The organism is Aeromicrobium sp. SP1 (assembly GCF_055663785.1).
In genome coordinates, this window is sequence record NZ_JBQVVK010000001.1 from 577,068 (window position 1) to 589,187 (window position 12,120).

The 12,120-nt window shown below is 69.5% G+C and carries 11 protein-coding genes; 8 read left to right on the forward strand and 3 right to left on the reverse strand.

Annotation, left to right across the window (positions count from 1 at the left end):
- Positions 1 to 149: 149 nt before the first annotated feature.
- Both ACT26F_RS02830 and ACT26F_RS02835 read left to right on the forward strand, forming a co-directional pair.
- Positions 150 to 1,220, forward strand: coding sequence for an AI-2E family transporter (locus tag ACT26F_RS02830; protein WP_471668964.1), 1,071 nt, complete (start codon positions 150 to 152; stop codon positions 1,218 to 1,220).
- A gap of 42 nt (positions 1,221 to 1,262) precedes the next feature.
- A complete protein-coding gene (locus tag ACT26F_RS02835; RefSeq protein WP_471668965.1) occupies positions 1,263 to 1,889 on the forward strand; it encodes a TetR family transcriptional regulator in 627 nt (208 codons plus the stop codon).
- Here the strand turns inward: ACT26F_RS02835 and ACT26F_RS02840 are convergent.
- Positions 1,870 to 2,826 (reverse strand): DUF4268 domain-containing protein, encoded by a 957-nt coding sequence (locus ACT26F_RS02840; RefSeq protein WP_471668966.1) that lies wholly within the window; start codon positions 2,824 to 2,826, stop codon positions 1,870 to 1,872. The genes ACT26F_RS02835 and ACT26F_RS02840 overlap by 20 nt on opposite strands.
- A gap of 169 nt (positions 2,827 to 2,995) precedes the next feature.
- Between ACT26F_RS02840 and ACT26F_RS02845 the strand changes: the two genes are divergently transcribed.
- On the forward strand, positions 2,996 to 3,712 hold the full coding sequence (locus ACT26F_RS02845; protein ID WP_471668967.1) for a GTP pyrophosphokinase: 717 nt from the start codon (positions 2,996 to 2,998) through the stop codon (positions 3,710 to 3,712).
- 4 nt (positions 3,713 to 3,716) lie between these two features.
- Here ACT26F_RS02845 and ACT26F_RS02850 read toward each other — a convergent pair whose 3' ends face one another.
- Entirely contained in the window at positions 3,717 to 5,018 is a 1,302-nt protein-coding gene (locus ACT26F_RS02850; protein WP_471668968.1) for an HNH endonuclease signature motif containing protein, read from the reverse strand.
- Positions 5,019 to 5,210: 192 nt separating this feature from the next.
- Between ACT26F_RS02850 and ACT26F_RS02855 the strand changes: the two genes are divergently transcribed.
- The 4 genes from ACT26F_RS02855 (at position 5,211) to ACT26F_RS02870 (ending at position 10,164) form a co-directional block, all read left to right on the forward strand.
- Positions 5,211 to 7,007 (forward strand): acyl-CoA dehydrogenase, encoded by a 1,797-nt coding sequence (locus ACT26F_RS02855; protein WP_471668969.1) that lies wholly within the window; start codon positions 5,211 to 5,213, stop codon positions 7,005 to 7,007.
- 30 nt (positions 7,008 to 7,037) lie between these two features.
- Positions 7,038 to 8,132 (forward strand): hypothetical protein, encoded by a 1,095-nt coding sequence (locus ACT26F_RS02860; RefSeq protein ID WP_471668970.1) that lies wholly within the window; start codon positions 7,038 to 7,040, stop codon positions 8,130 to 8,132.
- A gap of 223 nt (positions 8,133 to 8,355) precedes the next feature.
- On the forward strand, positions 8,356 to 9,738 hold the full coding sequence (locus ACT26F_RS02865) for a DEAD/DEAH box helicase (protein ID WP_471668971.1): 1,383 nt from the start codon (positions 8,356 to 8,358) through the stop codon (positions 9,736 to 9,738).
- A 63-nt stretch (positions 9,739 to 9,801) separates the two neighbouring features.
- Positions 9,802 to 10,164: a DoxX family protein gene (locus ACT26F_RS02870; protein ID WP_471668972.1), complete on the forward strand. Its 363-nt coding sequence runs from the start codon at positions 9,802 to 9,804 to the stop codon at positions 10,162 to 10,164.
- Positions 10,165 to 10,201: 37 nt separating this feature from the next.
- Here ACT26F_RS02870 and ACT26F_RS02875 read toward each other — a convergent pair whose 3' ends face one another.
- Positions 10,202 to 11,575: an aspartate aminotransferase family protein gene (locus ACT26F_RS02875; protein WP_471668973.1), complete on the reverse strand. Its 1,374-nt coding sequence runs from the start codon at positions 11,573 to 11,575 to the stop codon at positions 10,202 to 10,204.
- Positions 11,576 to 11,828: 253 nt separating this feature from the next.
- On the opposite strand from ACT26F_RS02875, the gene ACT26F_RS02880 reads away from it, so the two are divergent.
- Entirely contained in the window at positions 11,829 to 12,119 is a 291-nt protein-coding gene (locus tag ACT26F_RS02880) for a hypothetical protein (protein ID WP_471668974.1), read from the forward strand.
- Position 12,120 lies beyond the last annotated feature (1 nt).

Below are 12,120 nucleotides of genomic sequence, written 5' to 3' on the forward strand. Positions count from 1 at the left end.
GGGGGCCTCGTTCCTCGCGCGGCAGTGACATCTCGCTCACCCTAGTCATCCTGAGGGGGAGGGACGCCGCGCCCCGCGGCGTCAACGACGAGTGATGCCGTCCGGCGCGCATGCTGGTGGGACACCCGGACGGATGCCAGAGTAAGCCCATGTCCGACTTGACGACCCCCGAGACGCCGCGGCCGATCGTGCCCCAGGGCTCCCTCATCATGGTGACGATCGCCGCGACCCTGCTGGTCGCGGTGGGGCTGCGCTACTTCTCCGACATCATCGCGCCGGTCATGCTGGCGCTCGTGCTGTCGATCGCGGTGCAGCCGGTGCGTCGTGAGCTCAAGAAGCGCGGAGCGCCGAAGTGGGTGGCCACGATCGCCGCGGTCGTCGCGGTCTACCTGATCGTCATCGGGATGCTGTGGGCGATCCTCGCGGTCGGCACCCACTTCGCCACGATCATGGTCGACTACGCGCCGGCCGTGCGGGGCAAGCTGGAGGACTTCGCCGCGCGGGCGTCCGAGTTCGGGTTCGACGAGAAGAAGCTCGAGTCGATCGCGAGCCAGGTCGACGTCGGGGCGATCCTGGAGACCGGACTGGAGCTCGTCGGCGGACTGGCGGGCGTGCTCTCGGGGATCTTCTTCCTCATCATCCTGCTGTTCTTCACGGTCACGGACGCGGGCAGCTTCACCGAGCAGCTCGACGTGCTGCCGGAGCGCGGCGCCCGGCTCGTCGAGGCGTTCAGCCGCTTCGGCCACGGCACCCGGTCCTACCTGCTGGTCTCGACGGTCTTCGGCCTGATGGTCGCCGCCGTCGACACGGTCGCGTTGTGGGCGCTCGACATCCAGGACCCGATCACGTGGGGCATCCTGGCGTTCCTGACGAACTACATCCCGAACGTCGGCTTCATCATCGGCTTGGTGCCGCCGGCGATCATCGCGTGGATCGATCACGGTCTCGGCCGGGCGCTCGCGGTCATCGCGGTCTACTGCGTCGTGAACTTCGTCCTGCAGACGATCATCCAGCCGCGGGTCGTCGGCGACGCGGTCGGACTGTCGGCGACGTTGAGCTTCCTGTCGCTGTTGTTCTGGGGTGCGATCTTCGGCGGCATCGGCGCGATCATCGCGATACCGATGAGCCTGCTGGTCAAGGCGATCTTCCTCGACACCGATCCGGACCGACAATGGATGACACCCCTGATCGGCACGCCCACGGAGCCGAAGCGCAGATGACGCGGCGGTGACCGGCGCGGGTGTGCCCCTAGGCTGACACCCGTGACCGAGTCCGTCAGTGCGCGCCAGCAGCAGAAGGAGCGCACTCGTCACGCCCTGCTCGACGCCGCGCTCGAGCTCAGCCAGGAGCAGGGGTTCGCCCAGACGAGCCTGCGCCAGGTCGCGAAGCGGGCCGGCGTCGTGCCCGCGGCGTTCTACCGGCACTTCGAGTCGATGGACGCCTTGGGCCTGGCGCTCGTCGAGCGCTGCTTCACGACGCTGCGTGTCATGATCCGCGACGCCCAGCGCGATCCCGAGGTGTTCATCCACATCATCGACGCGGCCGCCGAGATCCTCGTGGAGGCGGTCAAGCAGAACAAGGCCGACTTCGGGTTCGTGGCCCGCGAGCGCATCGGCGGATCGGAGGTCGTCCGCCGTGCGATCGGCCACGAGCTCGACCTCTTCGTCTCGGAGCTGGCCGTCGTGCTGGCCCGGTTGCCCAACATCGAGAACTGGAGCACCGACGACGTCCAGATGGTGTCGCGGCTGTTCGTGCGCAACATGGTCGCCAATGCCGAGGAGGTCGTCGAGATGCCCGACGGCCGACCCGACCTCGAAGAGAGGATCCGCGAGGGAGCGCGCCGTCAGATGCGGCTCATCGTCGTCGGCTTCAAGGAGTGGCGTAGCTGAGGACGGCGGGTCCGGTCTGCTCCAGGACGGCGCGGAACTCGCGCTGGCGCTCGATCAGCCACGTGACCATGGCCGGCCACGTGCGCGGGTCGCGCAGGTCGATCAGGTGCTCGGTGCGGGTGGCGACGCATGTGAGGTCGCCGGGGTCGGCGTCGGGGGAGCGCCACTGCAGCGGCGCGTCGACGGCGGTCTCGAACACGCCGCGGGAGTCGGCGAGCCGCCGGAACCGCATGGCGTTGAGGATGGGGTCCGGGCCGTCGAGGAGCAGCCGCAGCTGGGGTCCCTTCGGCTCGGCGACCATCTGCAGGGAGAGACCCGGCAGCCCGGTCGAGGTCGTGAACACGGCATCGCTCGGCGCCGTGCGCGTGCGTGTCCAGCGGGGGTGCTCGACGCTGATGCGCTCGCGGCACACCTCCCAGAACTCGGCGTAGGCGAGCGGGTCGGGGGTCGGGTCGGCGGCGACGTCGGGTGCGGCGTCGTGTCCGGCGTCGGTGGTCGCTGCCGGACCGGTCACGAGGGTCAACCACGGTGCCGGCGGGGAGGCGCCGATGCGGACGAAGGCGACCTCGATGCCGAAGGCGCGGCTGTCCTGGCCGGCGCGCGAGTTGACCCAGTCGAGCGTGGCGCGGTGGCGGGGATCGAGTCGCGGTCCGATCCACACGATCGTCGCGGCGTCGTGCTCGGCGGCCAGGGCCAGCAGTCGGCCGACGTGCCCGTCGGTCGAGTCCTCGAACGCGGTGCCGACCACGACCGGTCGGTCCGACGCGGTGGTCGTGCCGACGAGGGCGTCGGCGGCGATCGGGCGGAGTCGCACGTCGGTCCCGAGGACGTGGCCGAGCACGTCGGCGTGCTCGCCGAGCCACGGCGTGAAGCCGGCCGAGTCGGCGCGCAGATCGCCCACGGGGACCCCGGTCAGCCGGTCGAAGGTGACGCTCACGTCGCGAGACTAAGCCAGTCTGGGGCGGCAGGGCAGGGAATTTGGACGTGGTCTTCCTCATTCCGTCACTCCGAGTTGCCACACCAATCACACCAATAACACCAGTCACACAAGTCACACGATGGGATGGATGAGGGCGAGGTTTTTCGGCGCTCGGGACAATGGCCGCATGTCGCAGCACACCGACTCGGACACCTCGCTCATCCACGTCTTCCGGGACTTCGCCGGGCCCGGCGCGGAGCAGCGCGAGGCGCGTGAGGTGCTGCGCGACGTCCAGGCGCGGCTCTCGACCTTCCTGATGGAGTACAAGTTCGGGCTCGACGAGGTCGAGACGAAGATCAGCATCCTGCGCGAGGAGTTCGAGCTGGTCCACGAGTACAGCCCGATCGAACACGTGAAGGCGCGCCTGAAGTCGCTCGAGAGCCTCGCCGAGAAGATCGAGCGGACGGGCTGCCCCCGCGACCTCGACGTGATCCGCGAGCGCATCCACGACATCGCGGGCATTCGCGTGACGTGCGCCTTCGTCGAGGACACGTACCGGTTCGCCCGGATGCTCACCCAGCAACTCGACCTGACGGTGCTCGCGGAGAAGGACTACATCGCGAATCCCAAGCCGAACGGCTACCGCAGCCTGCACCTCATCGTCGCGGTCCCGGTCTACCTGTCGGACCGCACGGTGCAGATTCCCGTTGAGGTGCAGATCCGCACGATCGCGATGGACTTCTGGGCCAGCGTCGAGCACCAGATCTACTACAAGTACGACGGCCAGGTGCCCGACGACCTGACCGAGGTCCTGCGCACGATCGCGGGTACGGCCTCCGACCTCGACGACCAGATGGCGCACCTGCGCGGCGAGGTCCGCTCGCTCGCCCCGCCGCTCGACTGAGCGCTCAGGCGGCGAGGGGTCGGTAACGCTGGTTGCGTTGCCAGTTGCCCTTCAGGAGGAACTCGGGCATCGCGTCTTGTGTCGCGAATCGGATCGGTATGTCGGCGTCGTGCACGAACCGGTGGTGGTGTCCGCAGAGCAGGACGCCGGTGTCGGTGTTGGTGGGCCCGCCTTGGCTCCAGGGGATCGCGTGGTGGGCCTCGCACCATCCAGGTGGTCGGTCGCAGCCGGGGAACGCGCAACCGAGGTCACGTTGCGCGAGGGCGACGCGTTGGGCTGCGGTGTGGTGCCGTTTGGTGCGGCCTTCGTCGAGGACGTGGCTCTGGCCGTTCATGACGACGGGCAGGATTCCGGCGTCGCAGGCGAGCTTGCGGAGTTGGCCTGCGGAGATGCGAGTGCCGTACTCGGTGACCCCGGCCCGGTCCGTGGCACCGCGCAGCGTCGTTTCGTCGACGGTGACCACCAGGGTCGCGGCGACGCCGCCGTGGTTGCCGTAGCAGTCGCGCGGCAGGTGCCGGATGATCTCGGTGAACGCCTCGCCGGCCTTCTGCGACGGGGTCAGGCGTGTGGTTTCGACAGGCTCAACCACCGGATTGTCCTGGTGGCGTTCGGTGATGGCGCGGCGGCGGGGGTTGGTCTTGGACTCGATCACCGCCCGCAGCATGTCCGCACTGACCGGGTCGGTCTTGCCGCCGAATGGCACCAACCCGGTGGTCTCGTCGGCCTGACCGATCCAGAACTCACTCAACTGGCGTTGCGCATGCTCCGCGCGTTCCAGGCGGGCGTTCTCGGTCCGATCCGCGCGTTCCCGATCGACCACCTCGACTGCGCGGGCGGCCTTGCGACCCAACTGCTCCACCGACATCGCCGGGGCGGCCGTCGTCAGGTCTGCTTCAACTCGATCGCGCTGGTCGGCGCTCAGGTCCGCCGGCAGGTCGTCGAGTGCGGACGTCACGATGCGCGCCTTGGCCGGAGACATGCCCGGCTTGGCGAGGGCTTCCTTGACCCGTGGCGCGGTTTCGAGCCGATTCGCCAACCGGACCTGCGATGCCGCCTCTCGCGTCGACACCCCGGCTTCCCGCGCGACCAGTGCCGTCAACGACGTCGCGTCCGTGGCCCGGTGGGCGTTCTTGCGATCCGCCACCGTCAAGGCCTTCAGCCGCAACGCCTCGGCCTTGCGGACGATGTCCGTCGTGATCCGCGTGAGCTGCACCAGTTCGTCCGCAGACAACTCGTCTAGGTCGCAGGCCAGCGCCGCATCCAGAGCCTGCGGCCCCGACCCGATCTGCGCCAGCAACTGACTCACGATTCCCCCGAACCCTCACGCCAGAAGTACGAACTGATGTTCTCATTCTAGCCGATTTGGACTGACACTATGGCGCTGTCCACAGGCCAAATTTCTTCAGCTTGACGTGAGTCATTGCTGGCGCGCATCGACGTCGAGCGCCGTGGGCCCTACAGTTCATTAAGCAAGCGCTTAGTTCCGAGAGGTGCGCACATGTCCACCGTCCTGTCCCGCCGCGACGTCGACTTCCTGCTGTTCGACTGGCTGAAGGTCGAGTCCCTGCTCGACCGCGCACGGTACGCCGATCACTCCCGCGAGACGTTCGACGCGGTCATCGACCTCGCGCAGACGATCGCGACGGAGCGGTTCGCGCCGATCAACCGACTTCTCGACACACAGGAACCGGTCGTGGGCGAGGACGGGAAGGTCGTCCTGCCCCCCGAGCTGGCCGAGGCCCTCGCCGTCTACACCGACTCCGGGATGCCGGCCGGCACGTTCGACGCCGAACTCGGCGGGATGCAGCTGCCGTTCACGGTCGCCCAGGCCGCGTTCGCGTGGTTCCAGGCCGCCAGCGCCGCGGCGGCGTCGTATCCGTTCCTCGCCCTCGGCAACGCCAACCTGCTGGTCACGCACGGCTCGCCCGAGCAGATCGAGCGGTTCGCGCAGCCGGTCGTCGACGGCCGCTGGTACGGCACGATGTGCCTCTCCGAGCCGCAGGCCGGTTCGTCGCTCGGCGACATCACGACCCGGGCAGAGCCCCAGCCCGACGGGACGTATCGGCTGTTCGGCACGAAGATGTGGATCTCCGGCGGTGACCACGAGCTGACCGAGAACATCGTCCACCTCGTGCTCGCGAAGGTCGCCGGGGGACCGGCCGGCGTCAAGGGCATCTCGCTGTTCATCGTCCCCAAGTTCCTCGTCGAGGAGGACGGCACGCTCGGCGAGCGCAACGACGTCGCGCTCGTCGGCCTCAACCACAAGATGGGCTGGCGCGGCACGACGAACACGCTGCTGAACTTCGGCGAGGGCCTCGCGAGCCCCGGCGGCGCGCCCGGTGCCGTCGGGTACCTGGTCGGCGAGGAGGGCCGCGGCCTGGCCCAGATGTTCCACATGATGAATGAGGCGCGGATCTCCGTCGGCATGGGCGCGGTCGCCCTCGGCTACACGGGCTACCTGCACGCGCTCGAGTACGCGAAGCAGCGCACGCAGGGCCGGCTCGCCACGGCCAAGGACCCGGCCGCGCCGATGGTGCCGCTGACCGAGCACGCCGACGTGCGCCGCATGCTGCTCGCGCAGAAGTCGTACGTCGAGGGCGGTCTCGCGCTGCTGCTGTACTGCGCGCGACTCGTCGACGAGCAGGTGACGGCCCCCGACGAGGAAGCCCGCCGCCACGCGCACGACCTCATCGAGGTGCTCACCCCGATCGCGAAGTCCTGGCCGTCGCAGTGGTGCCTCGCGGCGAATGACCTCGCGATCCAGGTGCACGGCGGCTACGGCTACACGCGCGACTACGCGGTCGAGCAGTTCTACCGCGACAACCGGCTCAACCCGATCCACGAGGGCACCCACGGCATCCAGAGCCTCGACCTGCTCGGCCGCAAGGTCGTCGCCGGCGGGGGAGCCGGTCTGGCGACGCTCGTCGGCGCGATCCGCGAGACGACCGGTCGCGCGGCCGAGGCCGGGGGCGTGGCGCAGGAGTACGCCGCGCAGCTCGACGAGCGGGTCGAGCGTCTCGTCGAGGTGACCGCGACGCTGTGGTCCGGCGGCGACCCGGCCGTCGCGCTCGCCAACTCGTCGGCCTACCTCGAGGCCGCGGGCCATGTCGTGGTCGCCTGGATCTGGCTCGAGCAGCTGCTGGCCGTCGGCGACCGCGAGGGCGACTTCTTCGACGGCAAGCGTGCCGCCGCGCGCTACTTCTTCGCGTTCGAGCTGCCGAAGACCGGGCCGATGCTCGACCTGCTGGGCTCGCTCGACCGCACGGTGCTGGACCTCGATCCCGCGGTGCTCTGATGACGTTAGGCTCACCCGCGGAGGTGGCGCGTGAGCGGTGACGGACTCGATCTGACGGTCTTCTGGGTGGTGGTGGCGGCACGCTTGCTGCTGCCGCTGGTGATCTTCAAGTACCCGCTGCCGGGGATCGTCGCGTGCCTGCTGCTGGACGGCGTCGACCAGACGGTCTTCCAGACCTTCACCGACCTCGACCTGAGCAACTACCAGAGCTACGACAAGGCGCTCGACGTCTACTACCTGTCGCTCGCGTACGTCGCGACGATGCGGAACTGGACGAGCCATCCGGCGTTCGTCGTCGCGCGGTTCCTGTTCTTCTACCGCATGGTCGGCACGACGATTTTCGAACTGGCCGGAGGCGACGACCGCTGGCTGCTGCTGATCTTCCCGAACACGTTCGAGTACTTCTTCATCTTCTACGAGCTCGTGCGGCTGCGCTGGGATCCGGCGCGGCGCACGATGCGGTTCTGGGTCGTGGCCGCGGCGGCGATCTGGATCTTCGTCAAGATCCCGCAGGAGACGTGGATCCACGTCGCCCAGCTCGACCTGACCGACACGATTCGCGACGTGCCGTGGTTCCTGCCAGCGATGCTCGTGGCGCTCGCGGTGCTCGCCGCGGTCTTCTGGTTCGTGGTCCGTCCCCGGCTCGACCCGCCCGACCACGGGTGGCAGGTCGTCGCCGCGCCGTTGCCGCCGGAGATCGACGAGGCCCGCGAGCGTGCGGCGGCTCGCGTCGCGCGCGGCAGGATCTTCGACGGCTGGCTCGTGGAGAAGATCGCGATCGTCGCCCTGCTGAGCGTGATCATGGCGAACATCATCCCGAGCGTGACGGCGTCCCCGGTGCAGATCGCCGTCAGCGTCGCCGTGCTGATCGTGGTCAACGCGTTCATCGGCCTGGGCGCCGCCCGCCGCGGTGGGGGCGTGGACTCGGTCGTCGTCACGTTCGTCATCGCGTTCTGCGTCAACCTCGTGCTCGTGTGGGTGGCGAGCCGACTGGTGCGGACGGACGACGCGTTCTTCCTGACTGCGGGCGCCTTCTTCCTGCTGCTGCTGACGCTCATCGTGGGCCTCTACGACCGATATCGGCCCGTCCTTGCGGTGCGGGTGGAGCAGGGCACCGTCGCCTGACGGCCGGGCCGCCGCGCCGACGTGTCGAACGTCGCACGCTTGGTACCCGCCGGGCACGATAGGATGAAGGCACAACTCGTTGCTGTCCCGCCGCGGGTTGTCCGCGCGTCGTAGCTTGACACTCTGCTCCGTGCGTCGGTGGTCCGAGACCTTCGTGACTTCCGTTCCGGTGGGAAATTCGCACAGATTCGGTATTCGCTTGTCCTCCTTCGCAACTCTCGGCGTGCCCGCACGCCTCGTCGACGTCCTCGCTGCCCGCGGCATCGAGACCCCGACCCCCATCCAGGCCGCGACGCTCCCCGATGCGCTCGCCGGCCGTGACGTGCTCGGCCGTGGTCGCACCGGCTCGGGCAAGACCTACGCCTTCGGCCTGCCCGTCGCGGCACGCCTCTCGGGCGGCCGCAAGCCCCGCCCCCGCGCCCCGCGCGCGCTGATCCTCGCGCCCACTCGCGAGCTGGCCACCCAGATCGACGAGTCGATCGCGCCGCTCGCGAAGGCCGCCGGCCTGACGACGCGCACGATCTTCGGCGGCGTGGGCCAGAACCCGCAGGTCGAGGCGCTGCGTCGCGGCGTCGACATCCTCGTGGCGTGCCCCGGCCGTCTCGAGGACCTGATCAACCAGGGTCACTGCTCCCTCTCCGACGTCGAAATCACCGTGCTCGATGAGGCCGACCACATGGCCGACCTGGGATTCCTGCCGGGCGTGCGCCGCCTGCTCAGCCAGACGCCGTCCAACGGTCAGCGCCTGCTGTTCTCGGCGACGCTCGACCGCGGCGTCAACACGCTCGTGAAGCAGTTCCTGCACGACGCCGTCACCCACGAGGCCGACTCGGCTCAGTCGCCCGTCGCCGACATGGAGCACCACGTGCTGCACATCGAGCGCGAGCACCGGCTGCCGCTGCTGGTCGACCTGACCAGCGCGCCGGGCCGCACGGTCGTGTTCACCCGCACGAAGCACGGCGCCAAGGCGCTCGCGCGCCAGCTCAACAGCCGCGGCGTGCCGGCGGTCGAACTGCACGGCAACCTCGCCCAGAACGCGCGTCAGCGCAACCTCGAGGCGTTCGGTTCGGGCAAGGCGATGGCGCTCGTCGCGACCGACATCGCGGCGCGCGGCATCCACGTCGACGACGTGACCCTCGTCGTGCACGCCGACCCGCCCACCGAGCACAAGGCGTACCTGCACCGCTCCGGTCGCACGGCCCGCGCCGGCAGCGCCGGAACGGTCGTCACGCTGGCCACGCGCGATCAGGCCCGTGAGGTCAACGCGCTCACGAAGGCGGCCGGCGTCCGCCCGACGGTCACCAAGATCGCCGGTGACACCCACCCGATCCTCGTCGAGCTCGCCCCCGGCGAGCGGTCGCTGCCCGGCGCCCTCGTGCCGGTGCAGCCCGTCCAGCAGCAGGGTGGCGGCTCGCGCAACTCCGGCTCACGCGGTGGATCGGCCAAGCAGGGCGGCAACTCCGGCTCGCGCGGCGGTTCGGCGAAGCAGAGCACCGGCGGCAACTCCGGCGGAGGCTCGAACGGCAACCGCCGTCGGCGTCGCCCCGCGAACGGCTCGTCCCGCGGTCCGCGGAGCGCAGCCGAGTTCAGCTCCGGACGGCGCTGACCGCCCCGGCGCGTCACCGCCGAGAGGCGGTGGCGCGGCGGCGGGCTCGGCCATGATGGGTCCATGACCGTCGCGTACTGGGTCCTCGCCTCGCTGCTGGCCGCGTTCTACCTGTGGTCGGGCGCCATGAAGGTCCTGCAGACCCGCGAGAAGCTGCGTCCGTTGATGCGGTGGGTCGACGAGGTGCCCATGGAGCTCGTGCGGGCGATCGGGATCGTCGAGGTGCTCGGCGCGATCGGCCTGGTCGTGCCGCGCGTGACCGGGATCCTGCCGGGCCTCGCGATCTCGGCGGCGATCGGCCTGACGATGCTGCAGATCTTCGCGCTCGCGTTCCACCTGAGGCGCGGCGAGACGAAGGATCTGTGGCTCAACGTCGTGCTGATCGTCCTGGGCATCGTCGCGGTCTGGCTGGCCGCGTACTCCTAGACCGCGAGGCCGGCCGGCCCCGTCGAGGACGGTCCGATCAGGACGTGAGGTCGGCCGCGAGCTCCTCGAAGACGGCGATGTAGGCGTCGATCGCCTCGTCGGTGTGGGTGACCGAGAGCGTCCACTCCTCCTCGCGCCCGGGCGTCATGAAGATGCCCCGGTTGAGGTTGAACAGCCACGCGAGGTCCGCCAGCTCGGCGTCCTGGTTCTCCTTGAACGTCTCGTAGTCGACGACCTTCGTCGTGGAGAAGGTGACGCAGCCCTTCGACCCGATGCCGACGGCGTAGCCGGGCAGGTCGAACTTGTCGACGATCGCCTGGCAGCCGGTGACGATGCGGTCGTTGAGCCGGTCCAGGTGCGCGTAGGCGTCGGGGGTCAGGACCTCCTCGAGCGAGGCACGGGCGGCGACCATCGTCAGCGGGTTCCCGTTGTACGTGCCGACCTGGTAGACCGACCCGTCCGCGACGACCGCCATGACCTCCTCGGTGCCGCCGATCGCGCCGGAGGGCAGGCCGCCGCCGAGCGCCTTGGCGAGGGTGACCATGTCGGGGGTCACGCCGAACTTCTCGGTGGCGCCGCCCGGCGCGATGCACAGGCCCGTCTTGACCTCGTCGAAGATCAGCACGATGCCGTGCTTGGTCGTGATGTCACGGACCGCCTGCAGGTAGCCGTCCTCGGGCAGCACGACGCCGAGGTTCATCATGGCGGCCTCCATGATGACGCACGCGGGCTTGCGGCCCTCGGCGTCGAGGCGCTCGATGCGGCGCTCCATCGCACCGGCATCGTTGAACGGGACGGCGACGGTCATGTCGACGACCGACTGCGGGATGCCCGCCCCGTACGCGAGCGAGGCGAGGTTCTCGCGGTCGCCGATCTGGTCGTACTCGACGCCGATCGAGACCATGACGGTGTCGTGGTGGCCGTGGTACGAGCCGAAGATCTTCATGACGGTGTCGCGCCCCGTGACGGCACGCGCGATGCGGATGGCGTCCATCGTCGCCTCCGAGCCGGAGTTCGTGTAGCGCCACTTCGGCAGGCCCCAGCGGCGGGCCAGCTCGTCGGCGACGAACACGTCGTCCGCGGTCGGACAGCCGAAGTGCGTGCCGTCGGGGTACCGGCGGGCGATCGCGGCGCCGATGGCCGGGTGCGCGTGGCCCTGGACCATCGAGCCGAAGCCGTTGTGGAAGTCCCACATCTCGTTGCCGTCGACGTCCCACACCTTCGGGCCGGAGCCCTTGCCGATGTAGATCGGCCACGGGTCACGCAGCTGGTAGGACGAGGCGACGCCGCCGGAGAGGTGGACGCCGGCGCGCTGGTAGAGGTCCCGCGAGGCGCCGGTGCGCTCGTCGAGACGGGCGGCCTCACGGGCGGTCAGCTCGGCGATGCGAGCGCGGTCGATGGAGATGCTCATGCTTCCTCCGCATGGAATGCGCCGACCGGCCTGGCGTCGACTCCTGTGCAGGAAAGCGGCGTTCGCGGTCGGCCTGGCGCCGGGAACGGTCCTCGAGACGTTCGCAGCCTACCAAGTCGGGGGTCAGCCGCCGCTGGCGCGAACGTCACACCGCGAGGCTCGGCGCGTTGTCGCCCCTCGTGGACGGGCGTACCATGGGGCCATAAAGGTTGTAGATGCAATCAAATAGTGTGTTCGGCGGAAGGAGAACGTCATGGCCATCGTCCACGGTCTGCACCTGCCCCACCTGCATCGGCACTCCGGGACCCGTCGCCGTCCTGCCCACGAGGCCGCGGCACCGGGGGAGCCCACGGTCCTGGGCGGCCGCTTCCTGCTCGCGGGCTACATCGTCGCGTTCTCGGCGTGGGCGGTCGCCCTCGTCTCGATCCTGAACCTGCCCGATTCGCAGCTGCACTCGGGTACCGCCGCCTTGTGGACCGCCTTGGCGATCGGCTCGGCCATCAGCCTTTTCCTGCTCGGCATCTGGAAGGCACACCGCGCCTGAC